A 17,116-nucleotide genomic window follows, 5' to 3' on the forward strand; every position below is an offset into this window, starting at 1 on the left:
ATTCGTGCAATAACAAGAAAAATCGTGCAAAAGGCGGCGCAAGCCGATACCATCGCCGCATGCTCACCAGCCAGCGCAAGCAACACATCCTCTCGGTCCTGCGGCGCGACGGCAACGTCGTCGCCAAGTCGCTCAGCGAAGAACTCGGCCTGTCGGAAGACACCATCCGCCGCGACCTGCGCGAGCTGGCGGCCGAGGGCCTGCTGCAGCGCGTGCACGGCGGCGCGCTGCCGCTGGCGGCGGCCGAGGCCGACTTCGCCGGCCGCCAGCAGCTCGCGCCCGACGAGAAGATCGCCATCGGCCGCGCCGCCGCGCGCCTGGTGAAGCCGGGGCAGGTGGTGTTCATCGACGGCGGCACCACCGCCGTACAGCTTGCGCGCCACCTGCCGGCGAACCTGCAGGCCACGGTGGTCACGCACAGCCCGTCGGTGGCGGTGGAACTGGCCTCGCATGCGGGCATCGAGGTGGTACTGATCGGCGGGCGGCTCTTCCGGCATTCGATGGTGGCGGTGGGCTCGGCGGCGATGGCGGCCATCTCGCGCATCCATGCCGACACCTTCTTCATGGGCGTCACCGGCGTGCACGCCGAGGCCGGGCTGACCACCGGCGACCTGGAAGAGGCCGAGATCAAGCGTGCGCTGATGGCCTCGGCGGCCGAGACGGTGGTGATGGCCTCGTCGGAGAAGATCGGCGCGGCGTCGGCCTGGGTGGTCAATCCGGTGGCGTCGGCCGGCACGCTGCTGGTTTCGCCGCAGGCGCCGGCCGCGGCGCTGGTGCCGCTGCGCCGGGCGGGGCTGGCGATCCTGCGCAGCGACGATGCCGATGGCGGCAAACCTGCCGATACCGCAGGCGGGGCTTCGGAATTGCCCGGCGCTCGATAATCGCAGGGATGTCTCCCGTCTCGCCCAAGCTGCTCGCCTTCGACACCAGCACCGAACACCTCTCCGTGGCCGTGCTGCATGCCGACAGGCTGCTGGCGCACGACGGCGCCGGCGGCGCGCAGGCCTCCAGCACCCTTCTTCCCGTGATCCGGCAGCTGCTGGGCGAAGCCGGCCTTGCGCTGGCCGAACTCGACGCCATCGCCTTCGGCCGCGGCCCGGGCTCCTTCACCGGACTTCGCACCGCCTGCTCGGTGGCGCAGGGCCTGGCCTATGGCGCCAAGGTGCCGCTGCTGCCGGTCGACACCCTGCTCGCGGTGGCCGAGGAGGCGCGTCACGCCTTCGGTGCTCAGCAGGTGGTGGCGGCGCTGGACGCGCGCATGGAGCAGGTCTATGCCGCGCGCTACGACTTCGCGGCGCACGGCCCGTTCGGCCAGCCCGAAGGCGGCGAGGAGCCGCTGCTGCTGGCCCCCGAGGAACTCGAAGTGCCCGCCGGCTGGGCGCTCGCCGGCAATGCCTTCGCCGCCTACGGCGAACGCTTGGCCCCTGCCGCGGCCCGCCACGAGGCGCTGCCGATGGCCGCCGCCATGCTGCGGCTGGCGCCCGCGCTGCTCGCCGCCGGGCGCACCGTGCCGGCCGCGCAGGCCTGGCCGCTGTACGTTCGCGATAAAGTGGCGCAAACCACCGAAGAGCGCGCCGCCATCAAGGCTGCCGCCGCAGCACGCTAGTCACCCACGCATGAGCGCCGTCCTCCAGCCCGTCGAAGCCCGCCTCGAACCGCTCACCGTCGAGCGGATCGACGCCGTCTGCGCGGTCGAGCAGACGGCCTACAGCCATCCCTGGACGCGCGCCAACTTCACCGATTCCATGGCCGTGGGCTACCACTGCCAGTGCCTGCTGGCCCCCGGCGTGGCGCCGGGCGTGAACTCGCCGGTCACGCAGCTGGGCGAGACGCTGATCGGCTACTTCGTCGCCATGAAGGGCGTCGACGAGGTGCACCTGCTGAACATCACCGTGGCGCCGGCCTTCCAGCGCCAGGGCTGGGCGCCGCTCATGCTCGAGGCGCTGGGCGGCTGGTCGCGCGCCGAGGGCGCGCAGTGGCTCTGGCTCGAAGTGCGACAGAGCAACCAGCGCGCGCTCGACATCTACCTGCGCCAGGGCTTCCGCAGCGTCGGCGTGCGCAAGGGCTACTACCCGGCGCATGGCGGCAAGCGCGAGGACGCGGTCGTCATGAGCCTGCGGCTGAACGAGAGCCCCACTGCCTGGGGAGGCCTGCGATGAGCGCCGCGGTGCAGACGCTGAGGCTGGACGCCCGCCAGCGCGCCATGCTCGACGAGATGGGCGTGAAGGTCTGGTGGCCCGTGCCCGAGGCGGTCGAAGCAGCTGCCGCGCCCGAGGCTCCGACGCCCGTCGAGGAAGAAGTGCCCGTCGTCGACGAGCTCCCCGAAGCCGAGATGCCCGTGGCCGCACCGCCGCCGCCTGCCGCGAGGCCCGTCGCCGCGCCGGTGCAGGCTCCCGCGCCGGCTCCCCGTGCCTCCGCACCGGTCACCCAGGGCGCGGCCGTGCTGGTCGAAGCGCCCTGCCGCCTCTATGCCGATGCCGGCGCCGCCGACTCCGTGCAGGGCGGCTGGCTGGTCGTCGCCGACATGCCGCCCGAGGCCGACGGCCGCCACGGCGATCCCTTCGCGGGCGACGCCGGCCGCCTGCTCGACAACATGCTGCGCGCCCTGAAGCTGCACGACGGCAGCACGCCGGTGCACCTCATGCGCACCCACCGCGGCGTGGCCTCGGGCCAGCCCGGCAGCCCGCGCGCCATGGACGAGGCCTTCGGCGAGCACGCGGCGGCCGTCGCCCCGCGCGTCGTGCTGGCCATGGGGCCGCTGGCGGCCCAGAGCCTGATGCGCAGCGGCGACCCGCTGGGCAAGCTGCGCGGGCGCACGGTGCCGCTGGACGGCGTGGAGGGCGTGGAGGGCGCCTCGGTCGTCGCCACCTACCACCCGGCGTACCTGCTGCGCAATCCGGCCGACAAGGCCCGTGCCTGGGCCGACCTCTGCCTTGCCGCCGAGCAGCATTCCCCCACCCCGAACTGAGGGGCGCGGACGGCCCGCCTAAAATCGGGCCTCATGACTTTTCTCGACAAGCTGGCCGCCGCACAGCAAAAAAACGGTTCTTTGCTTTGCGTGGGGCTCGATCCGGAGCCTGCCCGGTTCCCGGGTCAGCTCAAGGGTGACGCCACCCGCATCTACGATTTCTGCGCTCGCATCGTCGACGCCACGGCCGACCTGGTCATTTCCTTCAAGCCGCAGATCGCCTACTTCGCCGCCCATCGCGCCGAAGCCCAGCTCGAGAAGCTCATGGAGCACATGCGCCGCAACGCGCCCCATGTGCCCGTGATCCTCGACGCCAAGCGCGGCGACATCGGCTCCACCGCCGAGCAGTACGCCCTCGAAGCCTTCGAGCGCTACGGCGCCGACGCGGTGACGCTGTCGCCCTTCATGGGCTTCGACTCGGTGGCGCCTTACCTCAAGCACGAGGGCAAGGGCGCCTTCCTGCTGTGCCGCACCAGCAACCCCGGCGGCTCCGACCTGCAGGGCCAGCGCCTGGCGGACGTCGAAGGCCAGCCCTTCCTGTACGAACACGTCGCCAAGCTGGCGCAGGGGCCGTGGAACCTCAACGGCCAGCTCGGCCTGGTGGTGGGCGCGACCTACCCCGCCGAGATCGAGCGCGTGCGCGAACTCGCGCCCACGGTGCCGTTGCTGATCCCCGGCGTCGGCGCCCAGGGCGGCGATGCCGTCGCCACGGTGCGCGCCGGCTGGCGCCCCGATGCACCGATCGTCGTGAACTCGTCGCGCGCGATCATCTACGCCTCGTCGGGCGACGATTTCGCCGAAGCGGCCAAGACTGCCGCGCGCACCATGCGCGACACTCTGGAATCAGCCAAATAGGGCTCGCCCCCAGGCTGCGCGCACTTCGTGTCGCGCACGCCTTCCCCCTACCGGGGGCAACACCCAGAGGCCCGGCGGAGCCGGTTCCTCGGTGTTCCTGGATTGAGCCTCATGCTCTACGGAGCCGCGTGAAAGCTTCGAACTCCCAGTTCCGCATCCCCAGCAGCAGCGTGTAGCCCTCGCGGTCCTTGGCGGCCAGTTTCTGGTCGGTCTGGTGCTGCTGGGCGAAGTCCTGCGCCACGCGTTGCAGGCGTTCCAGAAAGGCGGGCGCCAGCGAGCGGCTGATCTGGCCGTGCACCAGCAGCAGGCCCTCGGCCGGGCCGTCGAAGCCGCCCTTGTAGTAGTCGAGCACCACGTTCTCGCGGAAGAACTCCATCACCGGCCCGTGCGGGCGCCAGCGGAAGGTCTTGGCGAGCTTCAGGCGATACCGGTTGAGCGGGCGCAGCTCGATGATGCCGATGCGGTCGAGCTGGGCCAGGAAGCCGATGCACTCGGCCTCGCTCACCCGGTAGGCCGCCACGATCTGCTCCAGCGTCCACTGGCTCAGCACGCTGATGGCCACCAGCAGCAGCTTCTTGTCCTTGACCACGGCTTTCTCCTGCTCGTGCGTCAGCTCCTTCAGCAGCGGCTGGGCGTCGGCCACGCGGCGCGCCAGCTCGGCGAAATCGATCTTCAGCGCCCGGCAGATGGCGTCCACGCGCGACAGCGGCATGTCGCTCTTGGCCAGCATGCGCTTGACGCTGGATTCGGCCATGTCGAGCGACCGCGCCAGGTCGGCGTAGGTCATGCGGGCGTTCTTGAGTTCGTTCTTGAGGGCTTGGACGAGATCGACGGTGGTACTCATGGGCCGGAAGCGTACACGGGCGTCGGCAAGTATCAATTGGAGATACCACCGGGTGTGAATTAGTACCTCGTATCGATTCTCGATGCCTCTGGAGGGGTGCGGACCCTAAATTCCGCGCCAGTTCAGACCACCACCGAGGACCGCCATGCTTCTACCCTCCCTCAGCCGCCGCGAACGCGGATTGCTTTTCACCTTCGCGCTGCTCGCGCTGATCGGCTTCTTCGGCCCCGAGCTGCCGGCCGCCGACGTTGCCATCGCCTCGGTGTTCGCCGACAACCGCGCCTGGCACGGGCTGCCCAACGCGATGGACGTGCTGAGCAACATCCCCTTCGTGGTGATCGGCCTGTGGGGCCTGTACCGGCTCAACCGCATCGACCGCTCGCACCAGGAGGCGCTGTCGCAGTTTCCGCTGGCCCCGCCGGCCAGCGACCCGCCGGACAACACGCTCGACTGCGCGTGGCTCTTCTTCGCCGGCCTGATCGCCACCGCCGCCGGCTCGGCCTTCTACCACCTCATGCCCGACGGCCCCCGGCTCGCCGCCGACCGCGCCGGCATGGCGGTGGCCTTCGCCGGGCTGATCGGCGTGGCGGTCTGCGAACGGGTGAGCCAGCGCGCCGGCTGGCCGGCCGCCTGGTTCGTGCTGACGGCCGGTCTGCTGTCGGCCGAGGTGTTCCAGGAGACGGGCAACGTCATGCCCTGGGCGCTGGTGCAGTTCGGCGGCATGGCGCTGGTGCTGACGCTGGCGCTCGCCACGCCGATGCGCAAGTCGGTGGGGCTGAAGCTGGGCTGGATCATCTTCTTCTACGTGCTGGCCAAGGGCTTCGAGATGGCCGACCACCAGATCTACGAATTCACGCAGCAGACGGTGTCGGGCCACACGCTCAAGCACCTGACGGCCTCGTTCGCCGGACTGCCCGTGGTGTTCGCGCTGCGCAAGCTGGAGATGCGCTGGCAAGCCGCGCTGCGGCACAATCCGGGCGCCGCCGCCGTGGCCGCATGAGGAGCACTCTTCGAATGACAAATCCCGCCGCCGCAGCCCCGGCCACGCCCGTGGCTCACGAGGAGAACGCCCACGCCAACCAGTTCGCGCTCCTCGGGCAGCGGCGCTTCGCGCCCTTCTTCTGGACCCAGTTCGCTGGCGCGGCGAACGACAACCTCTTCAAGTTCGCCTTCACCGTGATGGTGACCTACCAGCTCCAGCTGAGCTGGATGCCGCCTTCGATGGCGGGCCTGGTGATCGGCGCTCTCTTCATCCTGCCCTTCCTGCTGTTCTCGGCCACCTCCGGCCAGCTCACCGACAAGTTCGACAAGACGAAGATGATCCGCTTCGTCAAGGACCTCGAGATCGTGATCATGCTGATCGCCGCCTGGGGCTTCGTCACGGCCAATGCGGTGGTGCTGCTGGCCTGCGTGTTCCTCATGGGGCTGCACTCGACGCTGTTTGGCCCGGTCAAGTTCGCCTACCTGCCGCAGGTGCTCGACGCGCGCGAGCTCACCGGCGGCAACGGCATGGTCGAGATGGGCACCTTCGTCGCCATCCTGCTCGGGCAGGTGGCGGGCGGCCTGCTGGTGGCCCTGCCGAACGTCGGCCACACGAGCGTCGCCGTGGGCTGCGTGCTGCTGGCGCTGGTGGGCCGGGGCGTGGCGCAGGCCATTCCGCGCGCGCCGGCCACCGATCCGGGCTTGGTCATCAACTGGAACCCGGTCAGCGAGACCTGGCGCAACCTCAAGCTCGCGAACGAGAACGTGGTGGTGTTCCGCTCGCTGCTGGGCATCTCGTGGATGTGGTTCTTCGGCGCGGTGTTCCTGAGCCAGTTCCCGAGCTTCGCCAAGGAAGTGCTGCACGGCGACGAGCAGGTGGCCTCGCTGCTGCTGGTGGTGTTCTCGGTGGGCATCGGCGTCGGCTCGCTGCTGTGCGAGACGCTCAGCCGCCGGCAGGTGGAGATCGGCCTGGTGCCGCTGGGCGCCATCGGCATGAGCGTGTTCGCGATCGACCTGTACTTCGCCTCGCGCGGCCTGCCCAAGGTGGCCGAGATGGGCATCGGCACCTTCGTCCACCAGCCCGCGCACTGGCGCGTGATGGCCGACCTCGCGCTGCTGTCGCTGTTCGCGGGGCTCTACAGCGTGCCCATGTACGCGCTGATCCAGCTGCGCAGCCAGCCCACGCACCGTGCGCGCATCATCGCGGCGAACAACATCCTCAACGCGCTGTTCATGATCGGCAGCTCGGTCATCGCGGGCGCGCTGCTGGGCGCGGGATTCACCATTCCGCAGATCTTCCTGTTCACCGGCATCGCCAACGCGGTGGTGGCGTTCTACATCTTCATGCTGGTGCCCGAGTACCTGCTGCGATTCGTGGCCTGGGTGCTGTCGCGCTTCGTCTACCGCTTCGACATCCGTGGCGAGACGCACATCCCCACCGAGGGCGCGGCCGTGCTGGTGTGCAACCACGTGAGCTTCATCGACGCGGTGCTGCTGATGGCGGCGAGCCCGCGGCCGATCCGCTTCATCATGGATCACCGCATCTTCAAGGTGCCGGTGCTGGGCTGGCTGTTCAAGCTGGCCAAGGCCATTCCCATCGCGTCGCAGAAGGAAGACCCGGCCGCCTACGAGGCCGCCTTCGCCAAGGCGCAGGAAGTGCTGCGCGAGGGCGACCTGCTGGCCATCTTCCCCGAGGGCGCGATCACGCGCGACGGCGAACTGCAGCCCTTCAAGGGCGGCGTGATGAAGATCCTCGAGGGCGCGCGCGCCCAGGGCATCGAGCCGCCGGTGGTCCCGATGGCGCTGATCAACCTCTGGGGCTCGTACTTCAGCCGCATCGAGCTGCGCGGCGGCGAGCGCGTGGCCATGGCCAAGCCCTTCCGCCGCGGCTTCTTCAGCCGCGTGGGCCTGAACGTCGGCGCCCCGGTGCCGCCGGCCGAGGTGCAGCCCGAGGGGCTGCGCCAGCGCGTGGGCGCCCTGCTGGCCTCCTGAACCCCTGAAAAGTATCGCTTGCGGATACCGGCGGCGCCGGAAACCGCAACCGGTGCAAGCATTCAAGCCTCGCGGTGCGGAAGCGAACCATCATTCGCTCACCTTCACTACGCCGCGAGGCATCCATGCAACCCTTCTCATCGACCACGACCGTCTTCATCCAGCGCGACACGCGGGCCTGGCATTTCCAGGCCTGGGCTTCGTTCGCGATCGCCGTCTTCCTGTGCGCCACCGGCCTGAGCTGGCTGCCGGGCGAAGCGCTGGACCGGGCGTTCATGGTGATGGGCTACGTCTTCTGCCTGAGCACGGCCTTCATGCTGTCGAAGTTCGTGCGCGACAGCCAGCAGGCCGCCGAGCGGGGCTCCGAAGCGTCGCGTGACGTGCCGATGTGGAAGCTGGTCGTCTGGGGCAGCTTCTTCGTCGCGATGGGCCTGACCGGCTGGGGCCTCGTTCGCATGGAGATCAACGACGCCTACAAGGCCTTTATGGGCGTGAGCTGGCTGTTCCTCATCAGCTCGGCCTTCACGCTGGCCAAGACGCTGCGCGACCGCCACGAGGCCGATCTGGCCGAAGCCCGCTTGCAGGGCCGCCGGATGGCGCGCGCCGAAGCCGCCGCCGCTGCTGCCGCCGAATGACTCACGCATCCGAAGAACGGAGACTCATCATGATCAGGAAGTCGATTGCCGCCGCCCTCGTCGCCGCCAGCACTGTCTTCGCCGGTGTCGCGGTTCCCCTGCAAGCCCAGGCCCAGAGCGATGCCTCGCTCGCCCTCTCGCTGATGCCGGTGGCGTCGGTGGTGGTCGCGGGCTCCGCCGTCGGGGCTTCGGCCACCACGGCGGTCGCGCTGCCCGCCGCGCTCTCGGTGGGCGGCTCGACCCTCGCCGTGGTCGCGGTCGAGGCCTCGGTGGACGGCACGGTGTACGTGCTCGAACGCGCCTCCGACGGCGCGCGCGCCAGCATCAAGGTCGCCGGCCGCGCGGCCGATGGCGCCTCGAAGGCCGTGGGTACCAGCGTCCTCGTCACCGTGATCGGCTCGGGCGTCGTGCTGTCGGCGGCCGGCGAGGTGCTGGCCTTCGTGCCCAACGCCATCGGCCGCGCGCTGCTGCACAACGAGAGGTTGTCGTGAATCGCGCGCTGGTCCCGCTGCTCGCGCTGGCGGCTGCGATGGCCTTGTTGCCGATGCAGGCCCAGGCCGGCCGCTCCTGCGAGCAGATCCGGCCCACGCCGGCCGTGATCGCCAAGGGCATGCAGCTGGCCGAGCGCACCTCGCAGGCGCTCGATGCCAGCGGAGCCCGCGTGGTGATCCTCGCGCGCGCCGGACAGGACCTCGGCAAGTACGGCCTGCGCTACTCGCACCTGGGCTTCGCCTACAGGACCGAGGCCGGTCCGTGGCGCGTGGTGCACAAGCTCAACCAGTGCGGCACGGCGGTGGCCGAGGTCTATCGCCAGGGGCTCGGGGAGTTCTTCCTCGACGACCTCTGGCGCTATGAGGCCGCATGGGTCGTGCCCACGCCGGAGGTGCAGGCGCGGCTGCTGGCCGCACTGAACGAACCGCCCGCACGCATCGTGCGGCTGCACACGCAGCCCTACAGCATCGTGAGCTACGCGTGGGGCCGCAAGTACCAGCAGTCGAACCAGTGGGCCATGGAAACCATGGCCGCCGCGATGGAACCCGCCACCATCGCCGACCGCGCGCAGGCGCAGGCGTGGATGCAGTTCAAGGCCTACGAGCCCACCACGCTGAAGCTCGGGCCGCTCACGCGGCTGGGCGGCCGCGTGGGTTCGGCCAATGTGGCCTTCGACGATCATCCCAACGACAAGCGTTTTTCGGATCGCATCGAGACGGTCACGGTCGATTCGGTGTTCGCCTGGATGCCGCGCGCCGGCCTGGGCGCGGCGCCGGTGACGCTGAAGCTCCAGTGAGAAGGAACAAGGAGAAAACAACATGAGCAAGTCCCTGAGACTTTCCGAGAAATGGTTCCGCCGCGGCCTCTGGCTGGTGGCGCTGGTGTTCGCGAGCTTCCTCATCGGGCTCGGCAGCACCGTGGTGAGCGACCTGCCGCAGGTCGAGCGGGTGCGCCAGCTCGACGACTTCATCGACAAGCAACGGGCCGAGCCGCTGCGCGCCACCATCAAGGCATCGGAGGCTGCCGAGCTGCAGGCCGCGCGCGAGCTCGACCAGATCCAGCTGCAGCTCAACGCCGCCCAGCAGGCCAGCCGCAATGCGCGCGAGACCTTCGCCAACTGGCTTTCCACGCGGCGCGCCACCGCGCTGCCCGACCAGGACGCCGAGCTCATCGCGCGCACCAAGGCGCTCGACGCCTTCAAGCAGAAGGAGGAAGAGCTGCAGCGCAAGGTCAACGCGCAGCAGCAGATCACGCTGGATGCGCGCCAGGGCGAGCAGCGCGCACGCATCGCGCTGTCGGAGCTGGAGCGCGATGCGCAGATCAAGCTGGAGGCCGAGTACCGCCGCGTGGAGCTGCGCGTGTTCGCCTACCGGCTGGCGCTCACGCTGCCGCTGCTGGTGGTGGCGGGCTGGCTCTTCGTCAAGAAGCGCAAGAGCACCTACTGGCCCTTCGTGTGGGGCTTCATCTTCTTCGCGCTGTTCGCCTTCTTCGTCGAGCTGGTGCCCTACCTGCCGAGCTACGGCGGCTACGTGCGCTACGTGGTGGGCATCGTGCTCACGGTGCTGGTGGGGCGCTACGCCATCGTCGCGCTCAATCGCTACCTCGCGCGGCAGAAGCTGGCCGAGCAGCAGCCCGACCAGGTGCGCCGCGAGGAACTGAGCTACGACACCGCGCTCGCGCGACTGGCCAAGAGCGTGTGCCCGGGCTGCGAGCGGCCGGTGGACCTGAAGAACAACGAGATCGACTTCTGCCCGCACTGCGGCATCGGCCTGTTCGACCATTGCGGCAATTGCGATACGCGCAAGAGCGCGTTCTCCAAGTTCTGCCACGCGTGCGGCACCTCGGCCGCGAATCACGTGCTGCCGCCCCTCGGGACGGCGAAGGCGTAGTCTGCGAATTCGGTCACGGCGCGCGGAAGCTTCGACACGTCATGTAGCGGACATGCCGCGGGGCCGTGCTACAAACCCCGGCTGCGACACAAGTGTTGCCGCAGACTTCCAGCCAACCCTTCGACGGAGCACAAGCATGAGCATTTTTGGCAGCATCCTTTCCAAGATCTTCCCGGGCGCCAAAGCCGCTGAGGCCCCGGCACCAGCCCCCGCGGCGCCAGCCGATGCACCGGCGCCCGCCGTGGCCGCGCCGCCACCGGCCATTCCGCTGGGCGACGTGGCCGCCGTGCTCGACGCGATGCCGGGCTCGAAGAACCTGAACTGGCGCACCTCCATCGTCGACCTGATGAAGCTGCTGGGCCTGGACAGCAGCCTCGAAGCCCGCAAGCAGCTGGCCGCCGAGCTGAGCTACGGTGAAGACACCAGCGACAGCGCCAAGATGAACATCTGGCTGCACCGCCAGGTCATGACCAAGCTGGCCGCCAACGGCGGTACGGTTCCGGCTGAGTTGCGGGACTGAGCACACCCCCGGGCTGCACGCACTTCGTGTCGCTGCGCCAACCCCCTTGCAGGGGGCAGCACCTTCGGCCCGGCGAAGCCGGTTCCGCGGTGTTCCAGAACAGAAAGCCTCGCGCAATGCGCGAGGCTTTTTTTCAGGTCCAGCCCGCGTCCACCACGTAATCCTGCGCGGTGCACATGCGCGAATCGTCGGCCGCGAGGAAGAGCGCCATCGCCGCGATGTCCTCCGCCATCACGCGCCCCGGCAGGCACTGCGCCGCATCGATCTCCGCGGCCGACTCGGGCTTGACCCACAGCCTGATCTGCCGCTCGGTCATCACCCAGCCCGGCACGATCGAGTTCACGCGGATGTTCTGCTTGCCCAGGTCGCGCGCCAGCGAGCGCGTGAGGCCGCGCGCCGCGGCCTTGCAGGCCTGGTACACCGGGTAGCCCCTGCCCTTCATCATCCAGCTGATCGAGCCGAAATTGATGATCGAGCCGCCGCCCAGCGCGCGCATGTCGTCGGCCACCGCCTGCGCTGCGAAGAACTGGTGCTTGAAGTTGACGGCCACGAGGCGGTCGAAGTCCTCGTCGGTCACGTCGGCCATCTCGTGGCGGCGGTCGTTGGCGGCGTTGTTCAGCAGCACCGACACCGGCCCGAAGCGCTGGCGCACCGAGTCGATGGTGGCCGCGAGGGCGGCCGTGTCGGTCACGTCGCAGGGCAGGAAGAGCGCCGGGTGTTCGCCCTGCAACTGCGCCGCGAGCGCATTGCCGGCGGCGCTGTCGAGATCGCAGAAGCCCACCTTCGCGCCCTGCGCATGGAAGGCCCGCACCAGCCCTTCACCGATGCCGCTGGCGCCGCCGGAGATGAACACGGTGCGTCCGGCCAGCGAGGGATAGCGGGCGGTGTAGGGCGAAAGTTGTGATGCGTCGGTCATGGGGATGCAGCAACGGCGTTGGAGACGGACGGCAAGCGTAGCGGATAGCGGCCGGCCGTTGTATGGCTTCCGGCGAATGGGCGGCGCGCACGTGCGTGGCTACGCTTGCTTCCATGAAGACGAAGACCCTCCCCGGCCGCCGCACCCTCGTTGCGCTCGCGATGCTCGTTCCCGCCGCGCTGGCGGTGCGCTCGGTTCGGGCGCAGGGGGCAGCGCCGGGTGTCCAGCTCTTCAAGGTGGTCTCGCCGCGCGACGAGGTGATCGTCGGCGCCGACGCCGCGCTGCTCGGCGCAGGCTCGGGCCCCGCCGTGGAACGGCTGGCGACCCAGCTCGCCGCCAAGGGCCAGCTCACGCTGTGGCAGTACGCATCGAGCAAGGACGCGGGCGGCGCACTGGTGCAGGCGCCGCTCAGGCAGATCGTGGTGTTCAAGAACGATGCGCTGCGCATCGAGCCCTACGCCACGCCGCTGCCGATCCTTCCGCTGAAGTGAGGCGAAGCCTCAGACGCCTCGTGCGCGCTCCGACTTGAAGCGCGCGCGGAACTCGGTGAACGTGCCCGCGTCGAGCGCCTCGCGGATCTCGCGCATCAGGTTCAGGTAGTAGTGCAGGTTGTGGATGGTGGTGAGCATCGGCCCCAGCATCTCGCCGCAGCGGTCGAGGTGATGCAGGTAGGCGCGGCTGAAGCCTTCGCGGCCGCCGTCGTTCCAGCTCACGCCCGAGGTGCCCGCGCAGGCATGGCAGGTGCAGCTCGGGTCGATGGGCTGCGGGTCGCTCTTGTGGCGCGCGTTGCGCATCTTCAGGTCGCCGAAGCGGGTGAAGAGCGTGCCGTTGCGCGCGTTGCGCGTGGGCATCACGCAGTCGAACATGTCCACGCCGTCGGCCACGCCCTGCACCAGGTCTTCGGGCGTGCCCACGCCCATCAGGTAGCGCGGCTTGTTCGCGGGCAGCCGGTGCGGCGTGTGGCCCATGATGTGCAGCATCTCTTCCTTGGGCTCGCCCACGCTCACGCCGCCGATGGCGTAGCCGGGGAAGTCCATGTCGACCAGCGCCGCGAGCGACTCCTCGCGCAGGTTCTCGTACATGCCGCCCTGCACGATGCCGAAGAGCGCGTTCGGGTTCTGCAGGCGCGAGAACTCGGCCTGGCAGCGCTTGGCCCAGCGCAGGCTCAGCTCCATCGAGATGCGCGCCTCGGCCTCGGTCGTGATGTGGCCCTTGGTGTCGTAGGGCGTGCACTCGTCGAACTGCATCACGATGTCGCTGTTGAGGATGGTCTGGATCTGCATCGAGACCTCCGGCGTGAGGAACAGCTTGTCGCCGTTGACCGGCGACGCGAACTTCACGCCCTCCTCGCTGATCTTGCGCATCGCGCCCAGCGACCAAACCTGGAAGCCGCCCGAGTCGGTGAGGATGGGCTTGTCCCACTTCTCGAACTGGTGCAGCCCGCCGAAGCTGGCCATCACGTCGAGGCCCGGGCGCATCCACAGGTGGAAGGTGTTGCCCAGGATGATCTGCGCGCCCATCTCTTCCAGGCTGCGCGGCATCACGCCCTTGACCGTGCCGTAGGTGCCCACGGGCATGAAGATCGGCGTCTGCACCTTGCCGTGGTTGAGCGTGAGCGTGGCGCGTCGCGCGTGGCTGTCGGGGTCGGTCTTGAGGAGTTCGAAGTTCAGCATGTCGTTCAGTCCTGGTTGCGTGCCAGCAGCATGGAATCGCCATAGCTGAAGAAGCGATAGCGTTCGGCGATGGCATGGGCGTAAAGCCCCATCACCCGCTCGTAGCCCGCGAAGGCCGAGACCAGCATCATCAGCGTGCTCTTGGGCAGGTGGAAGTTGGTCACCAGCAGGTCGACGTGCTCGAAGACGAAGCCCGGCGTGATGAAGATGCGCGTGTCGCCCGCGGCCTCGCCGCTCCTGGCCCACGATTCGAGCGTGCGCACGGTGGTCGTGCCCACGGCCACGATGCGCCCGCCGCGCGCCTTGCAGTCGGCAATCGCGCGCTGCGTCGACTCGGGCACCTCGTAGCGCTCGGCGTGCATCGTGTGTTCTGAAATGTTCTCGGTCTTCACCGGCTGGAAGGTGCCGGCGCCCACGTGCAGCGTGACGTTGGCGCGCTGCACGCCGTTCGCCTCCAGCTCGGCCAGCAGGCCTTCGTCGAAGTGCAGGGCGGCGGTGGGCGCGGCCACCGCGCCGGGCACGCGCGCGAACACGGTCTGGTAGCGGCTCTCGTCCTCGGCCGAGTCGGTGTGGGTGATGTAGGGCGGCAGCGGCACGTGGCCGCAGCGTTCCATCAGCATGTAGGGGTTCTCGCCGGTGCCGCTCTCGAAGGCGAAGCGGAAGAGGGCGCCGTTCTCGTCCGGCCAGCGGCCCAGCAGCGTGGCGCGGAAGCCGCCGACCATCTCCAGCGTGGTGCCCACGGGCGGCTTCTTGCTCACCTTCATGTGCGCCACCACTTCCTGGCCCTGCAGCACGCGCTCGACCAGCAGCTCGAGCTTGCCGCCGGTCGGCTTCTCGCCGAAGAGGCGGGCCTTCACCACGCGGGTGTCGTTGAAGACCAGCAGGTCGCCCGGCCGCAGCAGCGAGGGCAGGTTCCTGAAGATGCGGTCGACCGGTGCGGGCCCCGTGCCGTCGAGCAGGCGGGAGGAGGTTCGTTCGGGGGCCGGGTGTTGCGCCACCAGCTCGGGCGGCAGGGCGAAATCGAAATCGGAGAGCGTGAAAGCGCGCATGTGCTTGAGGGCCGGACGGGCCCGTTCCAAGAAAGACGGGAAGCGGTGGGACGCGGGGGAGGGCCCGATTGTCCCATGCCGCGAAAGCCGGCCATTTCCGCGGGCTTCGCGGGGTTGTCCGAGGCAGAATCGGCGGATGGTCGATTCACTAGCCGCGCGTGTTTCTTCAGCTTCGTCGCCCGGTCCCTCCGAGGGGGAGCTCTTCAAGAAGATCCTCGGCGCCGCCTGGCTGGGCCTGCACCCCGACATCCGCCGCCGCTTCGACAAGAACCCGTCGCCGGGCAAGGCGCTGCACTACCTGGGCTCGCTGAGCGAACTGCGCTGCTCGCGCTTCGGCAAGCTGCTGGGACACATCACGCAGCCGATGATCCAGGGCGCGCTGATTCCCTACAGCGACGCCGACTTCCCCGTGGAGATCCAGGTCTACGCCAGGCCGCAGGACCCGGCCATCTACAAGCAGCGCATCTACCGCCTGCACGGCCGCAGGCCGATCCAGTTCACCAGCTTCATGCGCGAGAGCGAGCGCGGCGAGGTGCTGGAGTACGTGGGCATGGGGCTGGGCATGAAGCTGGTGCTGAGCGTGGAGAACGGCAGCCTGCATTTCCAGAGCGACGGCTACTTCTGGGAGGTTTTCGGCTGGCGCATCCCGCTGCCGGGCGTGCTCACGCCCGGCAAGACCTTTCTCTGGCACCACAACGAGACGCCGGAGCGCTTCAACATCCGCATCGAGATCCGCCACTGCCTGATGGGCACGACCTTCACCCAGGTCGGCGTGTTCGAGGAGATCGCCGAGCCGAAGGCGGTGCCCGCATGATCGACACGCACCTGCTCGCGCTGCAGCTCATGGCCGCGCAAGGCGCGCTCGGCGCCTTCGACACGCTCTACCACCACGAGGGCACCGAGGCGCTGCCGCGGCGCGGCACGGCCGGGCGCGAGCTGGCGATCCACGCGACGCGTTCGTCGATCTACTGCGCGCTCTTCATCGGCCTGTCGTCCTGGGCCTGGCACGGCGCCTGGGCGTGGGTGCTGCTCGCGGTGTTCGGCGTCGAGATCGTGCTCACGCTGTGGGACTTCGTGGTCGAGGACCGCAGCCGCCTGCTGCCACCGACCGAGCGCGTGACGCACACGGTGCTGGCCATCAACGCGGGTGCCTTCATCGCGCTGCTGGCGATGAGCGCGACGGACTGGGCCGCCCGGCCGACCGCGATGGTGTGGCAGCCGCAGGGCTGGCTCGGTGCCTTCCTCGCGCTGTGCGGCGTGGGCGTGGGCCTCTCGGGCCTGCGCGATGCCTTCGCGGCGCGCGCTCTCTTCAGGCGCGGCGAGCAGGAGCAGGCGCGCGATGCACAGGCGCCGGTGCGCTTCGGATCGAAACCGCAGCGCGTGCTGGTGACGGGCGGTACGGGCTTCATCGGCCAGCTGCTCGTGCGCCACCTGGTGGCCGACGGTCATGCCGTGACTGTGTGGACGCGCGATGCGCGGTCGGCCGCGTGGAACTTCGGCGGCGCGGTGCGCTGCGTGCAGTCGCTCGACGAAGTGCCGGCGGCCGACGTCATCGACGTGGTCGTCAACCTCGCGGGCGCGCGCATCCTGGGCATGCGCTGGAGCGAGCGGCGCCGGGCGCAGCTGCTGCAAAGCCGCGAAGGGCTGACGCAGCAGCTGGTCGCTTGGATCGCGGCGCGGCCGCGCAAGCCATGGCTGCTGCTGTCCGGCTCCGCCATCGGCTACTACGGCGTGCAGCCGCAGGGCGAAGTGCGCGAACTCGCGGAAGACGCGCCGCCGCAGCCGATCTTCATGTCGCAGCTGTGCCAGCGCTGGGAGCAGGCCGCGCAGGCGGCGGTGGCGCACGGCGTGCACGTGGCCTGCATGCGCTTCGGCTTCGTGCTGGGCCATCAGGGCTCGCTGCCGCAGCTGCTGCTGCCGATCTCGCTCGGCTTCGGCGGGCGGCTCGGCAGCGGGCGGCAGTGGCTGTCGTGGGTGCACGTGCACGACCTGATCCGCGCGATGGCGCACGTGTGGACCCTGACCGAAGACGCTGCGGCACCCCCGGCCGCGCAGGCGTTCAACTTCACCGCACCCGGCGCCCTGAGCCAGGAGGAGTTCACCCGCGTCGCCGCGAGCGTGCTGCACCGGCCCTGCTGGATGCCGACGCCGGCCGCGCCCGTCAAGCTGCTGCTCGGCGAGCAGGCCGACCTGCTGCTCGAAGGCCAGCGCGTGGTGCCGGCGCGGCTGCTGCAGTCGGGTTTCCGCTTCATGTTCCCCGACGCCCGCAGCGCCTTGACGGACCTTTGCCGGCCACGCTAGA

General features: G+C 69.5%; 19 protein-coding genes. 15 read left to right on the forward strand and 4 right to left on the reverse strand.

Annotated features, from left to right (window positions below; genetic code table 11):
• Positions 1-59: 59 nt before the first annotated feature.
• Genes G369_RS0110335 through pyrF form a run of 5 tightly spaced genes read left to right on the forward strand, consistent with a single transcriptional unit; the run spans position 60 to position 3,823 of the window.
• A complete protein-coding gene (locus G369_RS0110335; RefSeq protein ID WP_019653930.1) occupies positions 60-881 on the forward strand; it encodes a DeoR/GlpR family DNA-binding transcription regulator in 822 nt (273 codons plus the stop codon).
• Between the two features lie 8 nt (positions 882-889).
• On the forward strand, positions 890-1,606 hold the full coding sequence (gene tsaB, locus G369_RS0110340) for a tRNA (adenosine(37)-N6)-threonylcarbamoyltransferase complex dimerization subunit type 1 TsaB (RefSeq protein WP_019653931.1): 717 nt from the start codon (positions 890-892) through the stop codon (positions 1,604-1,606).
• 10 nt (positions 1,607-1,616) lie between these two features.
• On the forward strand, positions 1,617-2,159 hold the full coding sequence (gene rimI / locus G369_RS0110345; protein ID WP_019653932.1) for a ribosomal protein S18-alanine N-acetyltransferase: 543 nt from the start codon (positions 1,617-1,619) through the stop codon (positions 2,157-2,159).
• Entirely contained in the window at positions 2,156-2,968 is an 813-nt protein-coding gene (locus tag G369_RS0110350) for a uracil-DNA glycosylase family protein (protein WP_019653933.1), read from the forward strand. Before rimI ends, G369_RS0110350 begins: the two co-directional genes overlap by 4 nt.
• Positions 2,969-3,001: 33 nt before the next feature.
• A complete protein-coding gene (gene pyrF, locus G369_RS0110355) occupies positions 3,002-3,823 on the forward strand; it encodes an orotidine-5'-phosphate decarboxylase (RefSeq protein ID WP_019653934.1) in 822 nt (273 codons plus the stop codon).
• A gap of 109 nt (positions 3,824-3,932) precedes the next feature.
• Here pyrF and G369_RS0110360 read toward each other — a convergent pair whose 3' ends face one another.
• Positions 3,933-4,667 carry a helix-turn-helix domain-containing protein gene (locus G369_RS0110360; RefSeq protein WP_019653935.1) on the reverse strand — a complete coding sequence of 245 codons (735 nt, stop codon included), beginning with the start codon at positions 4,665-4,667 and terminating at the stop codon, positions 3,933-3,935.
• Positions 4,668-4,812: 145 nt separating this feature from the next.
• Between G369_RS0110360 and G369_RS0110365 the strand changes: the two genes are divergently transcribed.
• The 7 genes from G369_RS0110365 to G369_RS0110395 all read left to right on the forward strand — a co-directional run bounded on the left by G369_RS0110365 (position 4,813) and on the right by G369_RS0110395 (position 11,176).
• On the forward strand, positions 4,813-5,667 hold the full coding sequence (locus G369_RS0110365) for a hypothetical protein (RefSeq protein WP_019653936.1): 855 nt from the start codon (positions 4,813-4,815) through the stop codon (positions 5,665-5,667).
• Positions 5,668-5,681: 14 nt separating this feature from the next.
• Positions 5,682-7,640, forward strand: a complete 1,959-nt coding sequence (locus tag G369_RS0110370) for an MFS transporter (RefSeq protein ID WP_019653937.1) — start codon at positions 5,682-5,684, stop codon at positions 7,638-7,640.
• A 125-nt stretch (positions 7,641-7,765) separates the two neighbouring features.
• The gene (locus G369_RS0110375) at positions 7,766-8,275 is read left to right on the forward strand and encodes a YiaA/YiaB family inner membrane protein (RefSeq protein ID WP_019653938.1); all 510 of its coding nucleotides are present in this window, start codon (positions 7,766-7,768) and stop codon (positions 8,273-8,275) included.
• 29 nt (positions 8,276-8,304) lie between these two features.
• Positions 8,305-8,766, forward strand: a complete 462-nt coding sequence (locus G369_RS0110380) for a hypothetical protein (RefSeq protein ID WP_019653939.1) — start codon at positions 8,305-8,307, stop codon at positions 8,764-8,766.
• Positions 8,763-9,563 carry a DUF2145 domain-containing protein gene (locus tag G369_RS0110385; RefSeq protein ID WP_019653940.1) on the forward strand — a complete coding sequence of 267 codons (801 nt, stop codon included), beginning with the start codon at positions 8,763-8,765 and terminating at the stop codon, positions 9,561-9,563. Before G369_RS0110380 ends, G369_RS0110385 begins: the two co-directional genes overlap by 4 nt.
• 22 nt (positions 9,564-9,585) lie before the next feature.
• Positions 9,586-10,656: a zinc ribbon domain-containing protein gene (locus G369_RS0110390; RefSeq protein ID WP_019653941.1), complete on the forward strand. Its 1,071-nt coding sequence runs from the start codon at positions 9,586-9,588 to the stop codon at positions 10,654-10,656.
• A gap of 136 nt (positions 10,657-10,792) precedes the next feature.
• Positions 10,793-11,176: a DUF3597 domain-containing protein gene (locus G369_RS0110395; protein ID WP_019653942.1), complete on the forward strand. Its 384-nt coding sequence runs from the start codon at positions 10,793-10,795 to the stop codon at positions 11,174-11,176.
• Positions 11,177-11,309: 133 nt separating this feature from the next.
• Here the strand turns inward: G369_RS0110395 and G369_RS0110400 are convergent, their stop codons facing one another.
• Positions 11,310-12,092 carry an SDR family NAD(P)-dependent oxidoreductase gene (locus G369_RS0110400; RefSeq protein WP_019653943.1) on the reverse strand — a complete coding sequence of 261 codons (783 nt, stop codon included), beginning with the start codon at positions 12,090-12,092 and terminating at the stop codon, positions 11,310-11,312.
• A 113-nt stretch (positions 12,093-12,205) separates the two neighbouring features.
• On the opposite strand from G369_RS0110400, the gene G369_RS0110405 reads away from it, so the two are divergent.
• Positions 12,206-12,583 carry a hypothetical protein gene (locus G369_RS0110405; protein WP_026346306.1) on the forward strand — a complete coding sequence of 126 codons (378 nt, stop codon included), beginning with the start codon at positions 12,206-12,208 and terminating at the stop codon, positions 12,581-12,583.
• A gap of 9 nt (positions 12,584-12,592) precedes the next feature.
• Here G369_RS0110405 and tgt read toward each other — a convergent pair whose 3' ends face one another.
• On the reverse strand, positions 12,593-13,765 hold the full coding sequence (tgt, locus tag G369_RS0110410; protein ID WP_019653944.1) for a tRNA guanosine(34) transglycosylase Tgt: 1,173 nt from the start codon (positions 13,763-13,765) through the stop codon (positions 12,593-12,595).
• Between the two features lie 5 nt (positions 13,766-13,770).
• Positions 13,771-14,814 (reverse strand): tRNA preQ1(34) S-adenosylmethionine ribosyltransferase-isomerase QueA, encoded by a 1,044-nt coding sequence (gene queA, locus G369_RS0110415; protein ID WP_019653945.1) that lies wholly within the window; start codon positions 14,812-14,814, stop codon positions 13,771-13,773.
• 136 nt (positions 14,815-14,950) lie between these two features.
• Here queA and G369_RS0110420 point away from each other — a divergent pair, with 136 nt between their 5' ends.
• Together G369_RS0110420 and G369_RS0110425 are read left to right on the forward strand one after the other, a co-directional pair.
• The gene (locus G369_RS0110420) at positions 14,951-15,628 is read left to right on the forward strand and encodes a DUF4166 domain-containing protein (RefSeq protein ID WP_019653946.1); all 678 of its coding nucleotides are present in this window, start codon (positions 14,951-14,953) and stop codon (positions 15,626-15,628) included.
• Positions 15,625-17,115 carry a TIGR01777 family oxidoreductase gene (locus G369_RS0110425; protein ID WP_019653947.1) on the forward strand — a complete coding sequence of 497 codons (1,491 nt, stop codon included), beginning with the start codon at positions 15,625-15,627 and terminating at the stop codon, positions 17,113-17,115. The genes G369_RS0110420 and G369_RS0110425 overlap by 4 nt, the downstream gene beginning before the upstream one ends.
• Position 17,116: the final 1 nt, after the last annotated feature.

Source organism: Variovorax atrisoli 110B, from assembly GCF_000382045.1.
Taxonomy (GTDB): Bacteria; Pseudomonadota; Gammaproteobacteria; order Burkholderiales; family Burkholderiaceae_C; genus Variovorax; species Variovorax atrisoli.